At 62.7% G+C, this 26,008-nt stretch carries 20 protein-coding genes and 3 pseudogenes; 11 read left to right on the forward strand and 12 right to left on the reverse strand.

The window, feature by feature from the left end; genetic code table 11:
- Positions 1-5: 5 nt before the first annotated feature.
- Together H609_RS0106395 and H609_RS0106400 are read right to left on the reverse strand one after the other, a co-directional pair.
- Positions 6-1,133 (reverse strand): hypothetical protein, encoded by a 1,128-nt coding sequence (locus H609_RS0106395; RefSeq protein ID WP_018876330.1) that lies wholly within the window; start codon positions 1,131-1,133, stop codon positions 6-8.
- Between the two features lie 61 nt (positions 1,134-1,194).
- Complete coding sequence (locus H609_RS0106400; RefSeq protein ID WP_231366594.1) at positions 1,195-1,794, reverse strand: hypothetical protein; 600 nt, start codon at positions 1,792-1,794, stop codon at positions 1,195-1,197.
- A 445-nt stretch (positions 1,795-2,239) separates the two neighbouring features.
- On the opposite strand from H609_RS0106400, the gene H609_RS0106405 reads away from it, so the two are divergent.
- Positions 2,240-3,358 (forward strand): S9 family peptidase, encoded by a 1,119-nt coding sequence (locus H609_RS0106405; protein ID WP_028484581.1) that lies wholly within the window; start codon positions 2,240-2,242, stop codon positions 3,356-3,358.
- A gap of 35 nt (positions 3,359-3,393) precedes the next feature.
- Here the strand turns inward: H609_RS0106405 and H609_RS13770 are convergent.
- Positions 3,394-3,513, reverse strand: a pseudogene (locus tag H609_RS13770) (topoisomerase DNA-binding C4 zinc finger domain-containing protein); the annotation flags it as partial.
- Positions 3,514-3,745: 232 nt separating this feature from the next.
- Between H609_RS13770 and H609_RS0106410 the strand changes: the two are divergent.
- The 4 genes from H609_RS0106410 to H609_RS0106425 all read left to right on the forward strand — a co-directional run bounded on the left by H609_RS0106410 (position 3,746) and on the right by H609_RS0106425 (position 7,498).
- On the forward strand, positions 3,746-5,215 hold the full coding sequence (locus H609_RS0106410; protein ID WP_028484582.1) for an amidohydrolase family protein: 1,470 nt from the start codon (positions 3,746-3,748) through the stop codon (positions 5,213-5,215).
- A gap of 83 nt (positions 5,216-5,298) precedes the next feature.
- On the forward strand, positions 5,299-5,775 hold the full coding sequence (locus H609_RS0106415; RefSeq protein WP_028484583.1) for a YqhA family protein: 477 nt from the start codon (positions 5,299-5,301) through the stop codon (positions 5,773-5,775).
- Positions 5,776-5,998: 223 nt separating this feature from the next.
- Entirely contained in the window at positions 5,999-6,991 is a 993-nt protein-coding gene (locus H609_RS13360) for an HDOD domain-containing protein (protein WP_231369970.1), read from the forward strand.
- 192 nt (positions 6,992-7,183) lie between these two features.
- Positions 7,184-7,498: a hypothetical protein gene (locus H609_RS0106425; protein ID WP_017940341.1), complete on the forward strand. Its 315-nt coding sequence runs from the start codon at positions 7,184-7,186 to the stop codon at positions 7,496-7,498.
- 143 nt (positions 7,499-7,641) lie between these two features.
- On the opposite strand, the gene H609_RS0106430 is transcribed toward H609_RS0106425, so the two are convergent.
- From H609_RS0106430 to H609_RS14295, 6 genes and pseudogenes are all read right to left on the reverse strand, one after another.
- Entirely contained in the window at positions 7,642-8,667 is a 1,026-nt protein-coding gene (locus H609_RS0106430; RefSeq protein ID WP_028484585.1) for a transposase, read from the reverse strand.
- A gap of 104 nt (positions 8,668-8,771) precedes the next feature.
- Positions 8,772-8,837 (reverse strand): annotated as a pseudogene (locus H609_RS14390) (transposase); the annotation flags it as partial.
- 284 nt (positions 8,838-9,121) lie between these two features.
- Positions 9,122-9,214, reverse strand: a pseudogene (locus H609_RS14395) (transposase); the annotation flags it as partial.
- A gap of 246 nt (positions 9,215-9,460) precedes the next feature.
- A complete protein-coding gene (locus tag H609_RS13780) occupies positions 9,461-11,122 on the reverse strand; it encodes an ATP-dependent endonuclease (RefSeq protein WP_081623665.1) in 1,662 nt (553 codons plus the stop codon).
- 111 nt (positions 11,123-11,233) lie between these two features.
- Positions 11,234-11,857, reverse strand: coding sequence for a GIY-YIG nuclease family protein (locus H609_RS13785; RefSeq protein WP_081623664.1), 624 nt, complete (start codon positions 11,855-11,857; stop codon positions 11,234-11,236).
- A gap of 91 nt (positions 11,858-11,948) precedes the next feature.
- Positions 11,949-13,457 carry a P-loop ATPase, Sll1717 family gene (locus H609_RS14295; protein ID WP_231367126.1) on the reverse strand — a complete coding sequence of 503 codons (1,509 nt, stop codon included), beginning with the start codon at positions 13,455-13,457 and terminating at the stop codon, positions 11,949-11,951.
- 250 nt (positions 13,458-13,707) lie between these two features.
- Here H609_RS14295 and H609_RS0106445 point away from each other — a divergent pair, with 250 nt between their 5' ends.
- Positions 13,708-14,679, forward strand: a complete 972-nt coding sequence (locus H609_RS0106445) for an integron integrase (protein WP_028484586.1) — start codon at positions 13,708-13,710, stop codon at positions 14,677-14,679.
- Positions 14,680-14,823: 144 nt separating this feature from the next.
- Here the strand turns inward: H609_RS0106445 and H609_RS0106450 are convergent, their stop codons facing one another.
- Both H609_RS0106450 and H609_RS0106455 read right to left on the reverse strand, forming a co-directional pair.
- On the reverse strand, positions 14,824-16,062 hold the full coding sequence (locus H609_RS0106450) for a ribonucleotide-diphosphate reductase subunit beta (RefSeq protein ID WP_028484587.1): 1,239 nt from the start codon (positions 16,060-16,062) through the stop codon (positions 14,824-14,826).
- Between the two features lie 109 nt (positions 16,063-16,171).
- Positions 16,172-19,066 (reverse strand): ribonucleoside-diphosphate reductase subunit alpha, encoded by a 2,895-nt coding sequence (locus H609_RS0106455; RefSeq protein WP_019558590.1) that lies wholly within the window; start codon positions 19,064-19,066, stop codon positions 16,172-16,174.
- Positions 19,067-19,594: 528 nt separating this feature from the next.
- Here H609_RS0106455 and trxB point away from each other — a divergent pair.
- From trxB to gloA, 5 genes are all read left to right on the forward strand, one after another.
- Entirely contained in the window at positions 19,595-20,710 is a 1,116-nt protein-coding gene (gene trxB / locus H609_RS0106460) for a thioredoxin-disulfide reductase (RefSeq protein WP_019583282.1), read from the forward strand.
- 4 nt (positions 20,711-20,714) lie between these two features.
- Entirely contained in the window at positions 20,715-21,953 is a 1,239-nt protein-coding gene (locus tag H609_RS0106465; protein WP_028484588.1) for a GNAT family N-acetyltransferase, read from the forward strand.
- Positions 21,954-22,301: 348 nt separating this feature from the next.
- On the forward strand, positions 22,302-23,057 hold the full coding sequence (gene aat / locus H609_RS0106470; protein ID WP_028484589.1) for a leucyl/phenylalanyl-tRNA--protein transferase: 756 nt from the start codon (positions 22,302-22,304) through the stop codon (positions 23,055-23,057).
- Between the two features lie 422 nt (positions 23,058-23,479).
- A complete protein-coding gene (locus H609_RS0106475) occupies positions 23,480-24,154 on the forward strand; it encodes a hypothetical protein (RefSeq protein ID WP_028484590.1) in 675 nt (224 codons plus the stop codon).
- 484 nt (positions 24,155-24,638) lie between these two features.
- Positions 24,639-25,139, forward strand: a complete 501-nt coding sequence (gene gloA, locus H609_RS0106480; protein WP_018866043.1) for a lactoylglutathione lyase — start codon at positions 24,639-24,641, stop codon at positions 25,137-25,139.
- Between the two features lie 237 nt (positions 25,140-25,376).
- On the opposite strand, the gene H609_RS0106485 is transcribed toward gloA, so the two are convergent.
- Positions 25,377-26,003 carry a peroxiredoxin gene (locus H609_RS0106485; RefSeq protein WP_018866042.1) on the reverse strand — a complete coding sequence of 209 codons (627 nt, stop codon included), beginning with the start codon at positions 26,001-26,003 and terminating at the stop codon, positions 25,377-25,379.
- Positions 26,004-26,008: the final 5 nt, after the last annotated feature.

Consider the following 26,008-nt stretch of genomic DNA (forward strand, 5'->3'; position numbering starts at 1 on the left):
CGGTTTCAAAAACGCAGGGAGAGCTGCAACATCAGCATGTTCCAGCGCTTCCGGGTCTCGGATGGGTCGGGATTGTCACCGGATGGCAACCAGCCCGTACCTTCGATGTGGTGATACTCCGCCCCCAGCATGACCTGCGGGTGCGGATGCCAGCGCAAGCCAACGGTCCAGTCTTCGGCGTAGCGCGCATGTGCCGGCAGGCCAGTAGCGGCTGCAAAGCCACGTCCGGAACGGTCACTGCGATCGACCACCAGGCTGTCGTAACGAATCAACCATTCCCAGTCATCACTGAAGCGACGCGAGTACTGCAGATACCAACTCTCCCCGGTGATATCGAAATCGGCCCCGAGGTCGCTTAGTCCCTCCATGCTGGAATGACGCAGCGCATATTCACCGGTCAGGCTCCACAAGGGCTGGTTGTACTGGAGGGAAAGAATCCAGGGCTCGAATGCAAACTGCCCGTCGGGCCCACCATCGCGCTCAAAGCGTGCCTTGACCTGAGCAGCACTCAACCCAGCGACCACACGGCCACCATCGTGCTCGTAGAGCAGCTGCGCGATCGTCGAGTTACGCGGCTCGATAGAACCCGGGACGTTATCCAGTCGCAGCGCCCCCTGTAGATCGTCATCGGCCTGAGGCCGTCCGAAACCGACCTCGCCGCGCAGGAGCCCGGCATCGCCTATCCGCTCCTCGAAATAGGCCTTGCCACCGTCGGAGGCCAGCGCCAGCGAACGGGCACGATCGAAATAGATGGATTGAGGCAGAAGGATGCCCGGCCGGGTAAAGGGCATATCGCGGGTTTGATTGTAGAGGCCGAAAGGATTCTTCACTCGCCCTAGCTGCACACCCACCGTTCGCTCGGGCCCGGATAGCGCCTGGTAATCGATCAAACCATGATCCAGTTTCGGCCGGCCATCATCCCCGATCTCCCCGGCACGCCGGCTGAGCACTTGCGCCGAGAGCAGCAAGTCTTCACGGGGCCGCAGGGAGGCGTTAACCCCAAGCTCCGTGAAGTCGAAGCTGCCGCTGCCGTCGCTGCTGGATCCGAAAAAGTTGTTGTAGTCCGTCGTCACCCAGCCCTGACTGAGAAACCCGTGCAACTGCAAGGTCCCCAGCGCACCCTCGTCGGCCATCGCCGGGCCGGCTGCCGATGACGCAATCAGTAACAGGGTCCCGCCCAGGGCAGGCCGCACCTTATTCCATCTCGATGACTTGGATACGCTCATCCAGGTACTCCTTTGTGAGGTAGCCAATCGCGCCGGGCGTGGTGCCCACACGCTCATGCATCTCCGACAGAGATCCCACTCGACGGGGTGCCTGGCCGGTGCCGGAAAATACCGCTCGGTCCCACGCAAGGCGTAATTGATGGGGGAAGACCCCGAGCTCTTCCTTCGCAAAGCGCACATGTACGGGGTCGTTGTCCCCCAGCACGAACACGCGCGCGATCTCGCCGTCCGGCCAGCTGCGCTGGCGCATGCCAAACAAGGCCCGGGTCGTGTCGCGGGTCAGGGTCTGGGTCGACACGCCTGGATGGGCGACCACGAATACCGCTTCATCATCCGCCTTCGACAGACCTGTGATGCCGAAAGCGGCACCCACCCAAAGCGCGATGAACAGCCGAAGCGCGCCGCGTCGCGCAGGGACGCACTCACCAGCAGATCCCGCAGAGGGAAGATTACGGTTAGCAGGACAGATGATGGGCGCTCCCTTTCCTGTCAGGCATCCGGAGGGACCGGACCCATGGCGTGAATCAGCCGCATCTCGCCGATCCTGACTTTCCCGGATACGAAACATTGGTCTCCTTCGCGGGCTAGTCAGGACTACAACACTCAAGCTCCGGATTGTACTGGGCTGCACACCGAAATCTACTCGCCTGCGCGTCGGGATCCACCTTCCTACTTCATCTTGCCTTCAGTGTCTGCGCGTGGCAGACGGGACATTCGATGTTCCGTTAATGGCAGACTGCATGGAAGCCAAACCTGATTCGGGTCCGTTGCCATGCTGTGCGACATAACACGTTGAAAATGAAGTGCACTCCACCCCTGCTGTCCACCAGTTTCGAGCCTCAACGTGCAAGCCCCTTCCAATGGCTTGGCATGGCCCCTTCAGCCGGTCGCCGGTTTGATCCGGACGCCCTCATCCGTCAAGCCGATGCCGCTTTGTATCAAGCCAAAAACGCCGGGTGGAACCGAGTCGTCTTCCAAATGAGTGAACCAGAACCCCCAGAAGGTCAGGACTAGTGCTTCGCATCGCTGCCGTGTTGCTGGGCGTTGTGATGCTTGCCAGCTACATCGGAGTGCAAAACTGGGAGGCCATGCGGGTGCTCCAGGACATCGAGGCCGGTGACGGACCGAGCGCGCTGAAGGACTGCACCCCGGAACCCGCGCGCGAAACGCTTGCAGTCACGACGAGCGAAGGGGCCATCGAAGCCGACCTCTACCATCCCCGGCAGGATGTCGGCGCCCGTATTGTCCTTGTGCCGGGCTTTACGCCAGAGGGCAAGGACGACCCCCGCCTGGTACAACTCGCCAATACACTGGCCCGGGCACGCTTCCTGGTGCTGGTCCCCGATCTGGAGGGCACGAAAGCCCTGAGGATCCGCACCCAGGATGCCGCCGCCATCGCGGATGCCGCTGCCCTGTTGTCCCGCCTGGAGGAAGAGCGCGCCCCGGATGACCAGGACGTCGGGGTCGCGGCAATCTCTTACGCCGTGGGCCTGGCCACGCTCGCGACGCTAACGCCACAGGGAGAAGCGAGCATCGACTTCCTGGTCGGGATCGGCGGCTACTACGACACGAAGAACGTTATCACCTTCGCCACGACCGGGGCCTTCCAGGAGCCCGGGTCAGACCGCTGGATGACCAGGACGCCCGATCCACTGGCGAAGTGGCTATTCCTGCGCGGCAATCTGCACATGCTTAATGACCCAGCAGACCGCGAGATCCTCGACGAAATTGCCTGGCGGCGCATGCACGATCCCGAGGCCCCGATCGACGAGCTGGCCACCGGTCTCGGCGAAGAGGGGCGAAGCCTATTGGCGTTAATTCGGAACGATCACCAGGAACGAGTGCCAGGGCTCCTCGAAGACCTACCTGCAAGCGCGCAGGAGGCCATCGAGACGCTATCCCTGGCCCACCGGGACCTCGCGCACCTTTCCAGCGGGGTGCTCCTGATCCACGGCCGCGACGACAAAATGATTCCCCACACCGAAAGCGAGCGCCTCGCCCATGCAGTCGGCGAGACCGACCTGCATCTGATCGATGGCTTCTCCCACATCGATGCGCGAGGCGTGAGCCTGGTGGGCCAGTGGCAGCTCATCCGTGCCGTAACCAACCTGTTGGCTCGGCGGGACAACTAACCTGCGACAAGGGCATCTTCTCGCCCGGTCACCGCCTACTGGACTGCCCTCGTCCCGCGGCAGCCGGGATACTGCGGGCACCCCCAGAACTCCTGCCCCAGTTTGGAGCCCCGACGGGCCTTGCGCTTCACCATGTCGCTGCCGCACTTCGAGCAGGCTTGGCCTGGGAAGATCATGGGTGTCCTTATCTTTTCATCTTTTCGCCAGCGCCCCGGTCAGGCCAGTAGACGCGCGCCAGATCTTGGGTATGCTGCAAGCATAGCCCCGGCTATCGCTCGCGATCGGCAGCGGCCGGGATTCCGGCACCCGCACGGGCGTCGGGGCGCGTCCCGAACCACGCGGCGCCGCATCCCGATGTCGCGTGCGTTAACCAGGAGCCACACCGTCATGGGCATGGCCTGTTGTGCACCGCACGGCGCAAACGCCGGCATCAACCCCTGCCACTGTGGCGCGGCCCATACCCAGGCAGCCCTCCGGCGCATCGAGGCCGACCTGAACCGGCGCCAGTTCCTCGGCGGTGCCGCCGCCGTGCTGGGCATGTTCGCGGGCTTCGGCCTCGCCCCGCGCGAGCTCAAGGCCGGCGAGCCCGGGCAGCCGCTGCTGCTCACACACCTGCGACTGTTCGACGGCGAGACCCTCGAGATGCGCGAGGACGTGGACATCCTGATCGAGGACGGCCGCATCGCCGCGCTGCCCCGGCGCGGCGAGGGCCCGACCGCCGCACGCATAATCGACTGCGGCGGGCGCGCGGTCATCCCGGGCCTGATCGACGCTCACTGGCACAGCACGCTGGTCGGGGTCAGCCAGATGACCGCCATGACCGCGGACATCGGCTTCCTGCACCTGATGGCCGGGCGCGAGGCCGGCGCGACCCTGATGCGCGGCTTCACCACCGTGCGCGATCTCGGCGGCCCGGCCTTCGGCCTGAAGATGGCCATCGACCGCGGCGCGGTGGCCGGCCCGCGCATCTTCCCCTGCGGCGCGATGATCTCCCAGACCTCCGGGCACGGCGATTTTCGCCAGCGCCACGAGTTGCCACGCATGCCGAGCACCCCGCCGAATTACATCGAGAGCAGCGGTGTCGCTGCGATCGCCGATGGCGTGGACGAGGTGCTGCGCCGCACCCGGGAACAGCTGATGCAAGGCGCCAGCCAGATCAAGATCATGGCCGGGGGCGGCGTCTCCAGCCTGTACGACCCACTGGATACCGCCCAGTACCTGGAAGAGGAGATGCGTGCCGCCGTGCGCGCCGCCGCCGACTGGGGCACCTACGTATGCGCCCATGTCTACACGCCGCAGGGCATCCAGCGCGCGATCCGCGCCGGGGTGCGCTCCATCGAGCACGGCCAGCTCGCCGACGAGGAGACGGTGCGCATGCTGGCGGATGCCAACGTGTGGTGGAGCATCCAGCCCTTCCTGGACGACGAGGACGCCAACCCGAAGACGGACCCCGTCTCCCGGGCCAAGCAGCTCCAGGTGAGCGCGGGCACCGAGCGCGCCTTCGAACTGGGCCGCCAGTACGGCGTGCCCATGGCCTTCGGCACCGACATCCTGTTCAGCCCCGAGGGCGCCGCCAGCCAGGGCCGCCAGCTCGCCAAGCTGACCCGCTTCATGTCCCCGCTGGAGGCCCTGCACATGGCCACCGGCGCGGCCGGCCAACTGCTCGCCCTGTCCGGCGACCGCGCCCCCTACCCCGGCCGCCTCGGCGTCATCGCCGAAGGGGCCCTGGCCGACCTGCTCGTGGTCGATGCCGACCCGGCAGCCGGCCTGGACTGGCTGGATGCACCCGCCGACCACCTGGACCTGATCATGAAGGGCGGCAGTATCGTCCGGAACCAGCTGGCCCACACTCGATAGATCAATATCCGCCGGTCCGCCTCATATTCCATTCTCCGGATCGCCACTACCCGCCATGGAGTCATGCACGAATGATCTAAAGAATGTTCACCACCAGCCGGCTGCTGGTACTGGTGACGGTCGTGGTCAGCACCATCGCGGCTCTCCTGCTGTATGCCGCCAATGTATACATCGGGTTCAATATCGTGGTCGATTTTGTCCAGCAGGTACCCAGCTCGGTCGATGAGGGCAAGAGCCTGGCGGTGAGGTTCCTGAAGGTCCTCGACATGCTGCTCATCGCTCTGACTTTCCAGATCATCGCGGTTGGCCTGTTTCGGCTGTTCATCAAGCCGGATTCCGGCAGCAAAAGCAGCTTGCTCTCCGTGTTGGAGATCCGGCATTTCCACGACCTCAAAGTCACGATCATTCAGGTCGCGATCGTGATCCTGGTTGTGCTTTTTCTGGAGCAGGCAGTGGAGGTTGGCGCATCACTGGAAACGCTCTACTACGGCCTCGCCATCGCGGTGATCATCGCCAGCGCTGTGTTTGCGTTCCGGAACATGACACATGGCGGGGACTGACTCACCGAACGCACGAACCATGTGACTCCCTAACGTCGGCCTCACGTTCGTGCCGCCAAACGCTCAATCGGGTCTGTGCCAGCAAGTAACCTGAGATCTATCCCGTACACGCCAGTCGGGGCTCGCGGCCGCCAGCCAGCGCCGGCTGCCACTAGCCATATACCGTACTCGAGGACGGCTATCCGCCATGATGCTCTCTCGCCTTCGCCGATGGTTCAGTCGCGTGGGCGACAACAAACATCTGCCACCCAGCGACCCGCCTCCGTCCAACAAGGAATCCGCCAACAGCCCTCGGGAACAAGAACACGACGGCATGGAGCAGCTTCTCTCGGAACGAGAGCTCTCCTCGCGCTACTGTGCGGGCCTATTCGAAATAGGGCTCGATTCCCGGGACGAGCCCTCCCCGGAAGAACGAGCCTGGCTGCGTGGCCTCCGCGACCGGCTTATGGAGAATGCCACCTCATTCAGTGCCAAAGTGCCGCGGCTTCCCCGAATCGCACCCCGGCTCATGGCCACGCTGCGCGACCCCGAGCAATACCGGTCAAAAGAGATCGCGAAAATGCTGGAAAGCGATCCGGTTCTGGCCGGAAACATGCTCAAGGTCGTCAATAGCCCGTCCGTACGCCCAACCCGGTCTGAGATTTTGAGCATCGAACAGGCCGTTACGATCCTCGGCAATCAGCGCATGAGGGAAGCAGTCGCAGCGGCCATCGTAAGCCCCATAGCCCAGTTCGAAAGGGACAATCGTCTGAGCCCAGCCGGGATCCAGAAAATCTGGCCAGAAACGCTGCAAACGGCCATGAATGTCAAAATTGGTGCCCAGCATTTAGGCGGAGGGTGCGAAGGATTCGCACTCTATCTATCCGCCCTGGCACATAGCACCGGACTCATGGTTCTTCTGCGGGAACTACAAACACTCAGCGCATCCACCCTCTCCCGTGGCTTCATCGGCGAGTTCGAGGGACTGACACGCAGCGTCTCTGTTGCCATCGCTCGCCACTGGGAGTTCGATGAAAGCGGTGTTCAATTCCTTCAGGCCTGGGCCAAATCAGATCGTTCTACGCTCGAATCCGCACTCCTAATGGATGCCATCGGATTCACTCGAATCAACAACCTGTGCAACCGCGGCGAACTGGAATCCGGCTCCTGTAAGGTCTTCCGCAAGACCCTGCCCCGCTATGCGAACGAGTGGACACCCAAACCAGGTGCCACATGACGCCAAAGGCGGACCACAGCGGGTTCCATTCACGCGGCCCCAAGTCGCATGCCCCAACCCCCTACCCTTGTTTTCTTCTGGTTTTAACATATGCTTGTAAGAAGCCCGTGGACCTGCCGCTGCGAGTCAGTGGGCACCGAACGCCATGGTCTGGGGGAGCATTCCTGTCGCTCCCAGCAAGGAGACACCGCCATGAACATCCGCTTCACCCTTGCCCTGCTGTTCCTGATCTCGCTTCCGCTCGCCGTTAGCGGCTGCGCATCCACCTCCCAGCCGAACACACCGGAAGCACTCGCTTCCGAAGATGCGCTCGCCCAGATCCTGTTCGATTACGAGGCGGACGCCTTCACCGCCTACAACATGCGCCGCAACGGCACCGTCGATATCACCTTCGCGCGCGACGTCCCGGACGGCCTGTACAGCCAGATGGTGGATGACCTGCGAGCCCACCCGGACATCCGCAACGTCCGCTCGGCGCGCACCGGCCCCGCCTGCGGCCTGTTCTGACCCAATGCGTCGGCGCCCCCGGGCGCCGGCGCTATGGGCGCACCGACCCACGAAGCCACATCACATCAATCCAGGCTGTCTCCATCGTCTGTCGCAAGAAATCATGGCTGTCCCTTTCTTCGGTCCCCTGAAACCGGGCTGGTTCAACGACAACCGGCTGGCGCCAGAAACATCCGAACCGATATCCCCACACCCTTGATGCTGCAACGGCCGAGCTGCCTCACCGCCTCGCGAAAACGCTCCACGTGCCCCAGGGCCGATACATGGTGCGACCTCTGTCCCCTTCCGACATGCCGCAGGAAATGCACTGGATCGATCCCCAGACGTTCCAGGATCGGCGGAATGGATTCCGGGATAGCCCCGCGCTTGTCCTCGCGGATCGCGCGCCCGGTCCAGTCCACCAGTTCCAGATAGTCCTCCGTAGTAAAGGCCACCGCATTGCCATGTGGATCGTCGCCTTCCCGCCCCAATACGGTCAGGCGAGGCTCGTCTCCCTCACCCGCCGGACCTTCATGCCCCTGATCCTTACGAGCCAGTGCCCGGATGCGCTGCTGGATCGAGGTGAAATCGGAGGCCTCGGGCGCATCCGCCATCCCGGCGCGCACCGGGTTCAGATCCACGTAGCTCATACAGGTCAGCACGGCCGCATCATCCAGCAGCGCCTGGCTCTTGTAGCGGCCTTCCCAGAAGCGGCCCTTGCAGCCATCTTCCGCATTCGCCCGCCGCGCCAGGTGTTCGTTCAGGCTGCGCATGAACCAGGACAGGTCCTGCAGCCGACCCCGCCACTCGGCAATCTGCAGCTGCGCCCGCTCGCGCTCCGCCACCGTCTTCGTCTGCCCCTCCCGATAACGGGCTACCAGCACCGGCAAGGAGAACAGCCGCTCCCAGCGCTCCATCACCTCGTCTTCGCTCCATGCCGCGCCCCGATCCGAATCCAGCCGCACCACCAGGTGATAGTGGTTCGACATCACTGCATACGCACACACGTCCACCGCGAACACGCCCTGCAGCTCACGCAGACGCTCCAGCACCCAGCCGCGCCGGTGCTCGTAGTTCTTGCCCGAATAGGAATCCTCGCCACACAGGAACGCGCGGCGAACACAACGACAAATGCAGTGGTAGTACGGCGTCGTCTCAACCGAGACGAGCTCCTTCCTGGCTCGCGTCATCTCCGGACCCTCCCTGGTCCATGCACTCCCCCACAAACCTAGACAGCCCGCCTCTAATCGTCAAGAAATCATGGGTGTCCTCTTCCTTACACGCGGCGAACACAGCGACAAATACAGTGGTAGTACGGCGTCGTCTCGACCGAGACGAGCTCCTTCCTGGCTCGCGTCATCTCCGGACCCTCCCTGGTCCATACACTCCCCTGAAACGTAGACAGCCCGCCTCAGACCGTCAAGAAATCATGGGTGTCCTCTTCTTGATCTCCGGACCCTCCCTGGTCCACGCACTCCCCCACAAACCTAGTCAGCCCGCCTCAGGCCGTCAAGAAATCATGGGTGTCCTCTTCTTCCTCATTACACCCTTTCTAGACCATTTTCATGCGATCTTTCCGGGGGTTACCGTGGTCCGACCCCGTTATTTGGTTTTCAAGAAATCATGGGTGTCCTCGTCTCGCCCGCCACACAGGAACGCGCGGCGAACACAGCGACAAATACAGTGGTAATACGGCGTCGTCTCGACCGAGACGAGCTCCTTCCTGGCTCGCGTCATCTCCGGACCCTCCCTGGTCCATGCACTCCCCTGAAACCTAGACAACCCGCCTCCGACCGTCAAGAAATCATGGGTGTCCCCTTCTTGGCGTCAGACCTTGCCTTTTGCGACTTTGCCTCGGAAGGTGGCGACGTAGGGCAAAAGGCAAGGTCTGACCCCATAGCTCTGTCTAACGTCCAAGCTCACTTGCCGCTATGGAGCGGCAGCGGAGTAGCGGTCAAGTGGAGCGCCTTGTTGGGCGCTTTTCTACTGTGAAACGAGCGCATTAATCTTCGCAGCAAGAGGATTTAGATCAATACCGTTCTGCGCCACCTGAAGCATCACATGCTGGGGTTTTCGGTGACGACGCCCTGCCGGCGCGATACCAATAAACCTCTCCAAGTCTTCAGGAAACGTATCTATACCTCCGGTAAACTCATTGGATGCTGCCTGAATCGTCTGGTCTATTGGCGCATGCCTTCCATTATCGAAGTCGTAAAGCACATAATGCCTGATGCCAAAAGACTGGAATAACCGCATAAACCGGTGAATGTTATATTTGCCAATAGTGTCGAGAACAAATACACCCTTACAATCCGGCAACAATCCGTGGTCAAACATATAGGTTAAGAGAGCTGTTTCGGTTGGGCCCTCGACTAACAGCACCTTTTCGGCGAAGAATGCTGAACTTCGTTTTTGGTCCAACCAAAGCGCGTATTTTACGGCCTCCATGTCAGTCTGGAGATCGTCTTGGTCAATGGGGATGCCTGCAGCCTGCCACGCCTGGGCATCCTGTTGATTCACTGTTAGAACCCTGTCTAGCTCGTCACTCGATACTTGGTAGCTTCTTGTTCTGCAATCTTCTCTCTGCAACCTGCAGATTGCCGTGATATTGCGGATACTGTGAGTAGCGAATTGCGGGTTGTGAGTAGACAGAAGCACCTGCGAGCCTAAACTTTCTGACAAAGACCTCAGATCTGAGTTCAATGAGCTTACCTGAGTTGGATGTAGAAATGCTTCTGGCTCTTCAAACAATATCCATGTCAGCTCAGGCGAAAATTCCTTCTTTTTTGGGGACTTCTTTTTGGGACCGTACCTCGCCGCTACACGAATCAAAGTATAGATAACGCTTCTTTGAAATCCTTGGCCGTACGCGGAAATTGGTTGAGCTCTGTCCATTGACTCATCAATGATCTCGTGATTAACAAGGCCTTTTATAATGTCATCTACGCCAACTGGGCTTATATTCAGCCTAAACCCCGCCCCCCAATCAGACAGTTCCTCCGAAATGTCAGTTTCAATACTTTGAAGCGAATAACCCTCCGCAGTAGATTCAGTCTTGATCGCGCCCTCAAACTCACTGAATGACTCACTTAATGCCTGGTAGGCACCTGACTCTTCCATTACCCTTGAGAGAACCGTATTTACAAGGTCTCTGAGTGCCGAGGGGCCTGTTAATTTCGTGTGCTCGTCAATCTTAGAAACTGCCGGAATATAGATGATCTCGCCAAATTTACCCTGCCCCACGTTTTTGAAGCCGTAAAATCTTTCTTCGGATAATTCACCATTCACATAGGCATATGGGCCAGAACGCTCTTTTCCTTCCTTGTCTTTTTGATCTGAGGAGAGATAACTTCTTACTCTAAACGTATCGTTTTCCGACCGGTACTCATCTTTTAATGTACCGATCTCCTCAGCAGAAGGCTTAAACTCAATCTCAACCCATGACTCATTATCTTCCGCACCTTTGTGAGGGAAGTCACGACTCTTATCAAACTTGACCCCTTTTCCATAGAAGGCCCGGATCGCATCAATGACTGTTGTTTTCCCTGCGTTATTGACGCCCACAAGAATTCCGTATTCCGCTAGCGTTATGGACGCATCGCAGATTGAACGGAAGTTGTGGATTTTAATTTCGACAGCTTTCATAGTGCTCCCTTGCTTGGCGCCCAACGCCTGAGTTCAGCGGCATTTGAGGCGACGCCCGTTTTTGCGGCAGCAAAAATGGGTGGCGGGTCAAATGTCCGCTGCAACGATTTGTTAGAGCTCATTTGCACGGCGCCCATGGCCGATTGCGCCAAACCATTCGAACTGGCTCAAGGTATCTTGTGCGATCGCGTGAATGTGCGCCGCAGCCTCCGAGTATTCGTCGATTCCGCTGGCTAATGCGATACTGCAGCAACAAGAGTTGCTGTCGTAAAACGCAGAGACCACGAATGCTTCTAGCGAAGCCACATTCAGCGCTCGCACAAAATCTGCCAGCTCGTTCTCTTCGCTTTCGACTCCATGTCGGCTGGAAACATCTACTGACTGATGCTCCCCAAATCCGACGGTGCCATCCGGCATATATGCAGAAAGCCCCTCGTTCTTCCAGTCGTGCTCGACCTCACATAGGTGAGTTATTGCACCAATTGCTGATGCGATTTTAACCGCAAAGAATTCCCGGTTTTCGCGGTGGCGAAATCTGGATAACAGTTGATGTACTTTCGCTTCATCAGATTTCGCATCCTGAGTCAGAGCGTAGTAAACGATTTGGAAGGGTTCAGGAACTCCAGTACTGAATAGTTCTGACATCCGCGCATCAGGTATACGCTCAGTACGCCCGATCTTGAGCAGCCCAGGCATCGATTCATTTCGCGCGACGTAAATGAAGCCCTTCGCCATCACCAGTCCTCCCGGATTTCAACTACGTTCATAAATGAGCTCTAACGCCGCGCATGAGCCGCCGCGGCACGCGGTCGGCTCCATGCGTTTGTTAGCGACCATTCCTGTCGGAGCGCGCCCTTTCCGATTTCGACTCGACATCCTTCAGCCGAAGCGTTTGGCGGAAAACAGGATGGATCTCCCAGGACACCCCTTCATCCAGATTGGTTGTAGCCCGGAGCAGGTTCGGCCTAGCTGCGTACGTTAGGTGCTCATAGCTACCGTCCGGCTCATCTCTGCGGGCGGACAAGAAACCAATCTGAAAAAGGAAGTGTGCGACCTCGCGCGCTCCCGGCTTACCTATGACGCCTTCAATCTTCGGATCCACCCCCTGAAGAACTCTGTCACGGAGGGCTCGTAGGAGTTGGTCCGTGGTGAAACGCTCAGGTTGATCGGCAAAGGCTATAATCAGATTTTCAATCTGTGGGCACTGTGCGCGAAATTCCGCAACCGTGTCGCCTATGCGGCGGCGACCGAACTCATCAAGCTGCTTGGTTATGTCGTCAAGTGTGATCTGGGTATTCCGCTGCCGATCCGCTTCTATAGATGCCAGCTTGCAAAGCTCTACCAGCCATCGCGGGCGATGCCTTGACAACGTATGCAGTACGACATGAATGGGCCTCTTTTTTCCACGCCCTCCCCACGCAACAGGGCTCTCGAACAGTAAATTGACAAGCTGAGTATTCCGGTGAGCCAAGCTTGGGCTCAACGTTTTAACAACCTCGGACCACTGATCCGTGCGTTTCAGGAAACCTTCAACACGGCGGGCTAGAATGTCTTCGAACGCTCTGTCGTTGTCCCAAGAGAGATCAACCATGTACTGCTCGACATGCGACAGAGCCTCGAAGTCCGATTTAATGCTTGCCCACACATTCGGTCGTACGCATAGGCGCGCTCGCACCTCAGGCACCTGCGCAAAAATCTGTCGTACAGCGATGAAGCAAGATGCAACCTTCATCTTTTGCTTTGAGGTGTTCTGATAGTTTTGGTCAATGTCATCTAGGATTAACCAAACAGGAGCGCCGTTCGCCAGCCATCGCTTTAGTAGGGCTTCAGCGTTCCCCAGAGGCGGCCGTGTTCTCTCTAGAGGCACAGCTTTAGACTGGAGGCGGTCCACGATTGACGAGACCAGCGACCTGCTTTTGAATCCATTCCGCTCAGCCTCTTCTACGAGAGACATTGCGTCGTCGCTGAACGCAAGGTTTAGCCGCCCACCAATTTCGCTAGCAATTTGACGAAATATATTCGCTTTCCAGGATCGCACCCAGTCATCCGAATCATCGCTATCCAGTGAAGGAGATAGCGCTTGGGCAGTTGAGCGGATGACTAGCGGCCTTGGGTTTTGTTCAGACAAGCTCCCTTCAACAAGCCGCAAGAGCGCCGACTTGCCCTCGCCCTTGTAGGCCCTGATAACTTGGACAGACCTGTTCGGGTCGAGGAACCTTTTGATTTCCGGACGCTTAACGGCATACGACTCAAGGATATCGTACGGTTCATCTTCCGCAGCTTCGTTTCCGAACAGATGATCCGGCTCGCTGAGGGGAAATTTTACTTGATTCATTAACTATCCTCAGAAAATGTATGCGCTTCCATCGCTAACAGTGATTGGGTAGCGCGCACGGATATGAGATGAACGTGCGCGCGTGTTCATTCGGATATTGGACCGGGGCAGGAATCCGGGATTCTGGTCGACAATCAGTGTGTTGCGGGTTTTCGGTGCGATCTACGCCGGGAATATCTCGCACGGCCGTTGCGCCACATGGCAGGGTACTGTATATATCGACAGTGCACTGTTTGAGTGGAGGCTTGGCATGGATGCCACTTCGAAGGGACCCCGGTTGATGGAGAGGGTGCGCACAACGCTGCGCACCCTTCGGTACAGCCCGCGGACGGAAAAGACGTATTGCTACTGGATTCGGTACTACATTCGGTTTCACGGCATCCAGCATCCCGCCACGATGGGCGGACCGGAAGTTCGGCGGTTCCTGGAGTTCCTCGCGGTGGAACGCAAGGTTGCGGCCGCCACGCAGAACCAGGCTTTGAATGCACTCGTGTTCCTGTATCGGCATGTGCTTGAACAGCCGCTGGGCGACATCGGCGAGGTCACGCGTGCCCGTCGCCCCCGGCGCCTGCCGGTAGTGCTGTCGCACCAGGAAGTGATGGCGGTACTGGAGCGACTCGAGGGACCAATGTGGCTTCTTGGGGCGTTGATGTACGGAGGAGGCTTGCGCGTCACGGAAGCCTGTCGTCTCCGGGTGCGTGACTTCGATTTTGAACGCGGGTCCATCACCGTGCGCAGCGGCAAAGGCGACAAGGATCGGGTAACCCTGCTGCCACCGGGCTGCAGGGAATCCATCCGCGAAAGGATTCGGGAGCTGGAAGCGGATAGGAGTGAACGCCAGGTACCGGGAGTCCCGGTCTCGCTGCCGCATGCACTCGCGCGGAAGTATCCCAACGCAGGCACAGCGCTGGGCTGGCAATGGCTTGTGCCGGCGAGCCGACCGTGCGTAGACAACGATGGGCGAGTGGTGCTGCACCATATCCATCCATCGGCGGTGCAACGCGCCGTTAGTCGTGCGATGCGGGGCGCTGGGCTGGTTCGTCCTGGCTCGTGCCATACACTCCGGCACAGCTTTGCGACGCAGTTGCTGCAGCGCGGTACGGATATTCGGACGGTGCAGGAGCTTCTGGGCCACAAGAGCCTGGAGACGACCCAGATTTACACGCATGTGCTGGGCGATCGCTTCGCGGGCGTACGAAGCCCACTGGATCATCTGCCGTAAGAACGATGGGGGTGTCGATTGCGTGACACCCGTCGTCGCTTCCAGGCCGCCAAGCGCAACGAGGGCGCCAACTTGCGGCGCCCTCGTCTGTTGCTGCACGGCCATTTCCCTGGCTCCGCTTAGTTGAGGCTTGGCTTCGCCGCCTCAATCCCAGCTCAACGCCCCACCCGTCTGATACTCCGTAACCCGCGTCTCAAAGAAATTCTTCTCTTTCTTCAGATCAAGCACCTCGCTCATCCACGGGAACGGGTTATCAGCCCCCGGATACAGCTCGGCCAGGCCGATCTGCGCACAGCGGCGGTTGGCGATGAAGTGCAGGTATTCCTCGAACATCTGCGCGTTCATGCCGAGCACGCCGCGGGGCATGGTGTCGCGGGCGTACTGCGCCTCCAGCTCGACGGCATCCGAGATCAGGGTGCGCATCTCGTTCTTGAAGTCTTCGGTCCACAGGTGCGGGTTCTCGAGCTTGATCTGGTTGATCACGTCGATCCCGAAGTTCATGTGCATGGACTCGTCGCGCAGGATGTACTGGAACTGCTCGGCCACACCCGTCATCTTGTTGCGCCGGCCCATGGAGAGGATCTGCACGAAGCCGACGTAGAAGAAGATGCCCTCGAACACGACGTAGAAGGCGATCAGCTCGCGCAGCAGCTTCTGGTCCGCCTCCGGCGTGCCGGTGCGGAAGTTCGGGTCCGCCAGGTGCTTGGTGAACGGCAGCGCCCACTCGGCCTTGGTGGCCACGGAGGGCACCTCGCGGTACATGTTGAAGATCTCGCCTTCGTCCAGGCCCAGGGACTCCACGCAGTACTGGTAGGCGTGGGTGTGCAGCGCCTCCTCGAAGGCCTGGCGCAGCAGGTACTGGCGGCACTCGGGGTTGGTGATGTGGCGGTACACGGCCAGCACCAGGTTGTTCGCCACCAGCGAATCGGCGGTGGAGAAGAAGCCCAGGTTGCGCTTGACGATAGTGCGCTCGTCGTCGGTCAGCCCGTTGGGATCCTTCCACAGGGCGATGTCCGCGTTCATGTTGATTTCCTGCGGCATCCAGTGGTTGGCGCAGCCGTCCAGGTACTTCTGCCAGGCCCACTTGTACTTGAAGGGCACGAGCTGGTTGAGGTCCGCGTGGCAGTTGATGATCTTCTTGTCATCGACGCGGATGCGCTCGGCCCCCATCTCCAGGTCTTCCAGACCGGTGCCGGTCAGGGCGTCTTCGTTCGGCTCGGCCAGCGGCTGGCCGGCGTTTTCCGGCTCCGGCGAGACGCTCGGTGCGGCGCCGGCGGTGCTCATCAGGGCTTCGTTCTCCTGAAAGCCCATGCCGGGGCGGACGGCGGGTTCTTTCTGGCCTTCGCCTTTGATGGCTGCGATCGGATCGTCCCAGGAAAGCATAGTGTCCCCTCTTCTTTTCGGTGGCGGCCCGGCGCGGTGGCCGGGCCTTTTGTTCAGTGCGTTGTGATCAGTGCGTGCTGCGTATTCGGTGCCCGTGGGCGGGGCCGCCTTACTGGCAGGCCTCGCAGTCCGGGTCGAGGATCGAACAGGCCTTGGGTGCTTCCGGCTCGGCCGCCTGCTGGCCGCCGGAGACGGCGTTCAGCTTGTTGGCGCGCGAGGAGTCGGCCACGGTGCTCTTTTCCACGTGGGTCGCGCCCATGGAGCGCAGGTAGTAGGTCGTCTTCAGGCCGCGCACCCAGGCCAGCTTGTACAGGGCGTCCAGCTTGGGCCCGGAGGGCTCGGCCATGTAGAGGTTCAGGCTCTGCGCCTGGTCGATCCACTTCTGCCGGCGCGAGGCGGCCTCGACCAGCCAGCGGGTGTCCAGCTCGAACGCGGTGGCGTACAGGGCCTTGATGTCCTCCGGCACGCGGTCCAGCGGCTGCACGGAGCCGTCGTAGTACTTGAGGTCGTTGACCATCACCTCGTCCCACAGCTCGCGGTCTTTCAGGTCGCGCACCAGGTACGGGTTGATCACGGTGAACTCGCCGGACAGGTTCGATTTGACGAACAGGTTCTGGTAGGTCGGCTCGATCGACTGGCTGACCCCGCAGATGTTGGAGATGGTCGCGGTCGGCGCGATCGCCATGGTGTTGGAGTTGCGCATGCCGACCTTCTTCACCCGCTTGCGCAGCTTGTCCCACTCCAGGCGCTGGGTGGTGTCCATCTGCAGGTAGTCGCCGCGGGTCTCGGCCAGCTTGTCGATCGAGTCGATCGGCAGGATGCCCTGGCTCCACAGGCTGCCGGGGAAGCTCTCGTAGCGCCCGCGTTCCTCGGCCAGGTCGGTCGAGGCCTTGATGGCGTAGTAGGACACCGCCTCCATGGAGGTGTCGGCAAACTCCACGGCCGCCTCGGAGGCATACGGCACGCGCAGCTTGTACAGCGCGTCCTGGAAGCCCATGACGCCCAGCCCCACCGGGCGGTGGCGCAGGTTGGAGCGCCGCGCCTGCGGCACGGAGTAGTAGTTGTAGTCGATCACGTTGTCGAGCATGCGCATGGCGGTGTTCACGGTCTGCTCGAGCTTGTCCTGGTCCAGCTCGCCGGCCTCGTTCACATGCGCGGCCAGGTTGATCGAGCCCAGGTTGCACACCGCGATCTCGTCATCCGAGGTGTTCAGGGTGATCTCGGTGCACAGGTTCGAGCTGTGGACCACGCCGGTGTGTTGCTGCGGGCTGCGCAGGTTGCACGGGTCCTTGAAGGTCATCCACGGATGGCCGGTCTCGAACAGCATGCCGAGCATCTTCCGCCACAGGTCCACGGCCTTCATGGTCTTGTGCACGCGCAGCTCGCCGCGCGCGGCCTTCTCTTCGTATTCGCAGTAGCGCTTCTCGAACTCGGCGCCGACCAGGTCGTGCAGGTCCGGGGTCTCGTTCGGGGAGAACAGGGTCCAGTCGCCGTCCTCGGCCACGCGCTTCATGAACAGGTCCGGGATCCAGTTGGCGCTGTTCATGTCGTGGGTGCGGCGGCGGTCGTCGCCGGTGTTCTTGCGCAGCTCGATGAACTCCTCGACATCGATGTGCCAGGTCTCGAGGTAGGCGCACACGGCACCCTTGCGCTTGCCGCCCTGGTTCACGGCCACGGCGGTGTCGTTGGCGACCTTCAGGAACGGGACGACGCCCTGCGACTTGCCGTTGGTGCCCTTGATATGGGCGCCCATGCCGCGCACGCGGGTCCAGTCGTTGCCGAGGCCGCCGGCAAACTTGGACAGCAGCGCGTTGTCGCGGATGGCGCTGTAGATGCCGTCCAGGTCGTCCGGCACGCTGGTCAGGTAGCAGCTGGAGAGCTGCGGGCGCAGGGTGCCGGAGTTGAACAGCGTCGGCGTGGAGCTCATGAAGTCGAACGAGCTCAGCAGGTTGTAGAACTCGATCGCGCGTGCCTCGCGGTCGATCTCGTTGATCGCCAGGCCCATCGCCACACGCATGAAGAACGCCTGCGGCAGCTCGAAGCGCGTGCCGTCAGAATGGATGAAGTAGCGGTCGTACAGGGTCTGCAGGCCCAGATAGGTGAACTGCAGGTCGCGCTCGGGTTTGATCGCCGCGCCCAGCTTGTCGAGGTCGTAGCGGGTCAGCTCGCTGTCGACCAGCTCCAGATCGGCGGCGCGGCGGATGTAGGCACCGAAGTACTCGGCGTAGCGCTCGGCCAGCTGGGCCTGGGTGGCCTCTTCCGGGCGGCCATGCACGAAGCTCAGGGCCTCGCGGCGCAGGGCGTCCATCAGCAGCCGCGCGGTGACCTCGGAGTAGTTCGGCTCCTTCTCGATCATCACGCGGGCGGCCATCACCAGCGCGGTGGCCACATCCTTCTCGGCGACGCCGTCAAACAGGTTGCGGCGCGCCTCGGTCAGGATCTTCTGGCCGTCCACGTGCTCGATGCCGTCACAGGCCTCGGCGACCACCGCCTGCAGGCGCGCCTCGTCCAGCGGGGCCTGGGTGCCGTCGGCGCGGGTCACGTTCAGGCTGGCGGCGGCCTCCTGCTCTTCCGGGGACTGCTCGGCGGCCTCGGCGGCGCGCTTCTGCGCCTGCTGCTCGCGATAGATCACGTAGGCCCGCGCGACCTTGTGGTGGCCGCCACGCATCAGGGCCAGTTCCACCTGGTCCTGGATGTCCTCGATGTGCACCGTCATGCCCTGGGTGCCGGCGCGGCGGAACAGGCTGTCCACCACCTGCCCGGCCACTTCCTTGGACACCTCGTGGATGCGGCGGCTGGCCGCGGCATTGCCGCCCTCCACCGCGAGAAAGGCCTTGGTCACCGCCACCTCGATCTTGGAGGCATCGAAGCCCGTGACCTTGCCGTTACGGCGAATCACCTGGTGCTGGCCCGGGCTGGTCGCCAGGACCTCGGCCGACGGTTCGGCCTGCGGCGGGTACTGGGTGCCCTCGGGGGCTTCGGCGGTGTAGGGTTCGCTGTTCATGACGGCCTCGCGCTGGTGTTGGATCGAACGTGAAGTACTATAGATCGGGGATCCGGAACTGCATAGCCACTAGATATAGTGGTTCGCGAAAGAACAAGCCGCGCACAACCCGTGAGCAAGCTGTGGATAAAAACGGCGATTCCCCGTCCTGCCGCCGTTCCCGGAGGGGCGCCCGGGTTATCCACCAAACGCCGATGTAGTGACTGCCCGGGCCGCGATCCGGCCCGCGCGATCATGAAAATGTTTTATCGACCGCGATTAACCAAATGCGTCCCGCCCTTCCCGCCGGCGCGGCGTTCCCCCGGTGCCCGTGACCGCGTTGGACAAAGCCGTCCGGCCTCCCAATAATCCCCGCCATATCGATCCCCGATCCGGGATGGCCCGCCAGCTGTGGGCGCACCCCGGATCCCGCTACCCGATTCATGGAACCCGGGCCCACGCCCGACGATCCGGTATCGTGTGCAGCACTCGCAGGGACGGCCCCGCCGCCCCCGCCACGGAATTCATTGTTGCGAGATGGAGAGCGCCATGAGCGACGCCAAGAAGTCCAAGAAGGACAAGAAGAACGCATCCGGCAAGGCCCAGGCCGAGACCCCGAAGATGGCCAGCGCCACCGGGGCCGTGCAGGCCGCCACCGGCGCCGTCCAGCTGGGCGGCGCCACCGAGTCCGAACCGAAAAAGGGCGGCAGCGGCAAGGAAGCGCGCCACTGCCCGCTCTTGATCCTGGGCTCCGGCCCGGCCGGCTGGACCGCCGCGGTCTACGCCGCGCGCGCCAACCTGAACCCGGTCGTGATCACCGGCCTGGAACAGGGCGGCCAGCTGATGACCACCACCGACGTGGACAACTGGCCAGGCGACAACGAGGGCGTGCAGGGCCCCGAACTGATGCAGCGCATGCAGAAGCATGCCGAGCGTTTCGACACCGAGGTGATCTTCGATCACATCCACACGGTGCAGCTGAAGGACAAGCCCTACCGCCTGATCGGCGACTCCGGGGAATACACCTGTGATGCCCTGATCATCTGCACCGGGGCCTCCGCGCAGTACCTGGGGCTGGAGTCCGAGACCACCTTCGCCGGCAAGGGTGTCTCCGCCTGCGCGACCTGCGACGGCTTCTTCTACCGCAACCAGAAGGTCGCGGTGATCGGCGGCGGCAACACCGCCGTGGAAGAGGCCCTGTACCTGTCGAACATCGCCTCCGAGGTGGTGCTGGTGCACCGACGCGATGCCCTGCGCGCGGAGAAGATCCTGCAGGACAAGCTGTTCGAGAAGGAAAAGAACGGCAACGTCACCATCGAGTGGAACCACACCCTGGACGAGATTCTCGGCGACGCGACCGGCGTGACCGGTGCCCGCCTGAAGCACGCCCAGAGCGGCGAGACGAAGGAGATCGACGTGATGGGCGTGTTCATCGCGATCGGCCACAAGCCGAACACCGACATCTTCCAGGGCCAGCTGGACATGGAAGGCGGTTACATCAAGGTGCAAAGCGGCCTGGAGGGCAACGCCACCGCCACCTCCGTACCGGGCGTGTTCGCCGCCGGCGACGTGATGGACCATGTCTACCGCCAGGCGGTCACCTCCGCCGGCACCGGCTGCATGGCCGCACTGGACGCGGAGAAGTACCTGGACAAGCTCGGTTGATCACGTGAGCGCCGAGGGCGATACCCAGGCACCGCACCCGCCGGAGGACGACTCGGGCGACACGCCGGAACGTGTCGAACTGCGCGACGGCCTGGCCGACGTGGACCCGGCCGCCTGGGACGCCCTCACTGGCGGCACCGAGCCGTTCCTGCGCCACGCCTTCCTGGAGGGCCTGGAACGCCACGAGTGCCTGGGGCGCCAGTTCGGCTGGTTCCCGCAGCATGTGCTGATCTTCCGCGACGACCAGCTCGTCGCGGCCGCGCCGGCCTACGCCAAGACCAACAACTACGGCGAGTTCGTGTTCGACTTCGCCTGGGAGAGCGCGTGGAACCGCCAGGGGCTTAACTACTACCCCAAGCTGGTCGTCTCCGTGCCCTACACCCCGGCCACCGGCCCACGCCTGCTGGTGCACCCGGAGGCGCCGGACTTCGATCACCTGCGCACCCTGCTCGTGCGCGCCCTGGTCACCCGCGGGCGCGAGCTGAACGCCTCGGGCGTGAACATCCTGTTCCCCAACCAGGATGATCTGGACGTGACCCGCGAACTGGGGCTGGCCGAGCGCATGGGCTGCCAGTACCACTGGACCAACGCGGACTACGCAAGCTTCGACGACTTCCTGGCCGCGCTCAGCTCGAAAAAGCGCAAGAACATCAAGCGCGAACGCCGGCGCGTCAATGAGGCCGGCATCGAGTTCCGCACGCTGACCGGGGCCACCGGATCGCCCGAGGACTGGGCGCGCTTTCATCGCTTCTACGTCGACACCTTCAAGAAGCACATGGGCATCCCGACGCTGTCGGAGGCCTTTTTTGTGGAGACGGCTGCGGCGCTGGCCGATCAGGTGGTGCTGTTCGAGGCCCGACGACCCGGCGCGGCGGGCGACGACGAGACCATCGCCGCCGCCCTTTGCTATCGCAGCCACGACACCCTGTACGGGCGCTTCTGGGGCTGCACCGACGAGCTGGCCGACCTGCACTTCGAGACCTGCTACTACCAGGGCATCGAATTCTGCATCCGCGAAGGCCTGGCCCGCTTCGAACCCGGCGCCCAGGGCGAACACAAGATCCCGCGCGGCTTCCTGCCCACGCCCACCTACTCCGCCCACATGATCCTGACCGAGGGCTTCGACCAGCCCGTACGCGACTTCTGCGAACGCGAGGCCCAGATGATGCAGGCCCACTGCGAACGCCTGCACGAACACTCGCCCTACCGGCAGGCCCAACCCAACGATGCACCTCGCGCCTGAACCATCCCCTGTAGGAGGCCAGCCCTCTGGCCGATGGGGGCCACCCCCACGCCCCATCGCGCAGGGGGCTGCGCTCCTACAACACCCCGCACGCCGGACCCAACCCGTAGGAGGCCAGCCCTCTGGCCGATGGGGCGTAGCCAATGCCGCAATCGCCGAGAGGGCTCGGCTCCTACAAGGCTTGGCATACAACCGGGGCCCGGTTCGCCCCGCAGAGACGATCTTCGTGGGAGCGGGCTCGCCCGCGAAGCCCCTGCCCGCGCGGGGCGCCGCCACTGGCCCTTCGCCTGCAAGCAGGCTCCTACAAAACCCGGGCCTCCAATCTCGGGGCATGCACGGAAGCGCCCCATGAACTCCAGCCCGCAGATCACCCTGCCCTGGCTGGATCCGGAGCACCCGGAGGCCCCGTTCCCGGACCCGGCGCATGCCCTGGCCGAGCCCAACGGCCTGCTCGCGGCCGGGGGCGATCTGTCCGTGCCACGTCTGCTGAATGCCTACCGATCCGGGATCTTCCCCTGGTTCGAGGCCGGGCAGCCGATCCTGTGGTGGAGCCCGGACCCGCGCGCGGTGCTGGAGCCGGGCCACTTCCGCCTGCACCGCAGCCTGAAGAAGGCGATCCGCAACCGTGGCTACACGGTCAGCTTCGATCGCGCCTTCGAGGCCGTGATCGAGGCCTGCGCCGCGCCGCGCGACTACGCCGACGGGACGTGGATCACCGCCAGCATGCAGCAGGCCTACATCGCCCTGCACCGCACGGGGCACGCACACTCGGTGGAGGTCTGGGACGGTCCGCGCCTGATCGGCGGGCTCTATGGCGTGGCCGTGGGGCGGCTGTTCTGCGGCGAGTCCATGTTCTCGCGCGAGCGCGACGCCTCCAAGATCGCGCTCGCCTGGCTCAGCCGCCACCTGGTCGCCTGGGGCTGGCCCCTGGTGGATGTGCAGATGGAGACCGCCCATCTTCTCAACCTGGGGGCCGTGACCCTGCCCCGCCGCGAGTTCATCGCCCGCATCCGTGACATCGCGAACGAACCCGTCGAACCCGGCCCGTGGCGCACCGACCCGACCCTGAGCCCCCTCGACCCCGGCTGGAACACCGCCGCATAACAACAGTGTCGCCCATGCTCTTTGTGGGAGCGGGCTTGCCCGCGAATGGCTTTTACCAAGTTCCGACGCGGGCAGGGGCTTCGCGGGCAAGCCCGCTCCCACACGCCACTGCCACACCCCCCCGCTCCCTCCACAGAGCTCCCTCCCCGCTCGCCCCCGCCCCCGTCACTGCGAGGAGGCGCAGCCGACGTGGCAGTCTGCTGGGGGTATTCCGGCGCCGGGGGCTGCGTCGGGCGATTGCTTCGCGGCGCTCGCAATGACGGGATGGTGGAGCAACCGGGAACCCGTATGCCCGACACTGCGAGGCGCCCGCAGGGGCCGGGGCAGCCTCCGAAACCGGGCACGTCAGCCGGCGCACCCTTGGCCCCCGTTGCGGGTGCTTTATACTCCCGGCCATTAGGGGAACCGAGCGGGAGATTCGGGTGGGCAAGGCAGATCAGGAGGAATGGCGGGCCATGGCGCTCAACGGGCTGCGCGCGGGCCTGCTGCTGGCGCTGGCCGTGATCACGGCGGGCTGTGCGACGCTGGCGCCATCGCCACCCCAGGACCAGAGCAATATCTGCGAGATCTTCCGCGAGCAGCCACGCTGGTACGACTACGCGCGTGATTCCGAACGCGAATGGGGCACGCCCATCGCCACGCAGATGTCGTTCATCCAGCAGGAGTCCTCGTTCCGCAGCCACGTGCGCCCCGACCGCGAGCGGCTGCTGGGCTTCATCCCGTGGAGCCGGCCATCCTCCGCGCGGGGCTACGCCCAGGCGCAGGATCCGGTCTGGGGCGAATACCGGGAGGATGCCGGCAGTCGCTTCGCGCGGCGCACGCACATGAAACACGCCACCGACTTCATCGGCTGGTACAACGATCGCACCCGGCGCATGACCGGCGTACCGCTGCACAACGCGGAGCACCTCTACCTCGCCTACCACGAGGGTCAGGGCGGCTACAGCCGTGGCAGTTATCAGAACAAGCCGCAGGTGCGGGCCGCGGCGCGCCAGGTCGCCCAGCGGGCCGACCGCTACGAGTCCCAGCTGGCGAGCTGCGAATCCGAGTTCCGCTGCCGCCGCTTCTACCAGGTCTGGCCCTTCTGCCGACAGTAGGCGAAACCGATCCGGCGCCTCTCAACAGATCGTCATCGCGAGCACCGCGAAGCGATCTCCCGGGGACTTCCATCGTCGAGGCAACCCCGACCGACTGCCACGTCGGCTGCGCCTCCTCGCAGTGACGGGCATTTGGTTCCCCGGCCAATTCACCATCCCGTCATTGCGAGCACCGCGAAGCAATCTCCCAATGCAGCCCCCGGCGTCGGGATAGCCCCAGCAGACTGCCACGTCGGCTTTGCCTTCTCGCAGTGACCGAGGGGGGTATTCCCGAGCGCTCCAACATCCGGTCATTGCGAGCGCCGCGAAGCAATCGCCCGACGCATCCCCCGGCGTCGGGATACCCCCAGCAGACTGCCGCGTCGGCTTTGCCTCCTCGCAGTGACGGAACCGGGGCCCGAGGCGTGACGGCGGCACTTGAGGGAACCCGTCCGGCCGTGTTCCAGTCTCCGGAGTACCCTCTTACGGACTACAAGGACGCACCATGAGCGACAATCCCACGGCCGGCTTTCGCTTCAACCACACCATGCTGCGCGTGAAGGATCCGCAGAAGGCGCTGGACTTCTACCAGCGCGTGTTCGGCATGCAGCTGGTGAAGACGCTGGATTTCCCGGAGTTCGAGTTCACGCTCTACTTCCTGGCGCAGATCGGCGAGGACGAACCGCAGCCGCCCAAGGACGCCGGCGAGGCCACCCGCTGGATGTTCAGCCAGCGCGGCATCCTGGAGCTGACCTACAACTACGGCACCGAGAAGGACGCCGGCTTCCACTACCACGACGGCAACGAAGAGCCGCAGGGCTTCGGCCACATCTGCTTTTCGGTCCCGGATCTGGACGCGGCCGTGCGCTGGTTCGACCAGAACAATGTTGAATTCGTGAAGCGCCCGGACGAGGGCGGCCTGAAGGACATCGCCTTCGTGAAGGACCTCGACGGCTACTGGATCGAGATCCTCGAACCCAGCCGTCTGACGGGGCTGGGGCGGTAGGCCCCACCGCCAACCGAGCGGGTGGCGCCGCCAGGTGTTGCCCGCCACCGGCGCTGGCGGGGGCTTCGCGCGCGAGCGCGCTCCTGCAGGGTTGGGGCTAGCCCCGGCTCACCGGAAAAGGCCAGCGATTCACCTCAGCGGGCGCTGTACCCAAACATAAAAAGGGCCCCTTTGCGGGGCCCTCCACTCTCCAGAGCGTTCCGGCGTTAGCGGCCGGTGCGATCGTCGCCCGATCGCTTAGACCTGGGTGTAGCGCAGGTAGGAGCGGATCTCCTCGAAGCCCTGCGGGAACTTCTTCTGCGCATCTTCGTTGCTGACCGTCGGCGGGATGATCACGCGAGCACCCGGGGTCCAGTCGGCCGGCGTCGCGATGCCGTGCTGGTCACCGGTCTGCAGCGCATCGATCACGCGCAGGATCTCGTCGAAGTTGCGGCCCACCGACATCGGGTAGGTCATCATCAGCCGGATCTTCTTGTTCGGGTCGATGATGTAGACCGAGCGTACGGCGGCGGTCTCGCTCTCGCCCGGGTGAATCATCTCGTAGAGCTCCGAGATCTTCTTGTCGGCGTCGGCGACGATCGGGAACTCCAGCGTGGTGTTCTGGGTGTCGTTGACGTCCTCGATCCACTTGTTGTGCTCCTCGACCGTGTCGGTCGACAGCCCGAGCGGCTTGGTGTTGCGGTCCGCGAACTGCTTGGCCAGCTGCGCGGTACGGCCCATCTCGGTGGTGCACACCGGGGTGAAGTCGGCCGGGTGGCTGAAGAAGAAGCACCAGGAGTCGCCAATCCATTCGTGGAAGTCGATCTTGCCCTTGGTGGTGTCAATCTGGAAATTCGGTGCGGTATCGCCCAAACGCAGTGCCATGATGT

The sequence above is a fragment of the Thioalkalivibrio sp. ALE17 genome (assembly GCF_000425605.1).
In the GTDB taxonomy this organism is placed as follows: domain Bacteria; phylum Pseudomonadota; class Gammaproteobacteria; order Ectothiorhodospirales; family Ectothiorhodospiraceae; genus Thioalkalivibrio.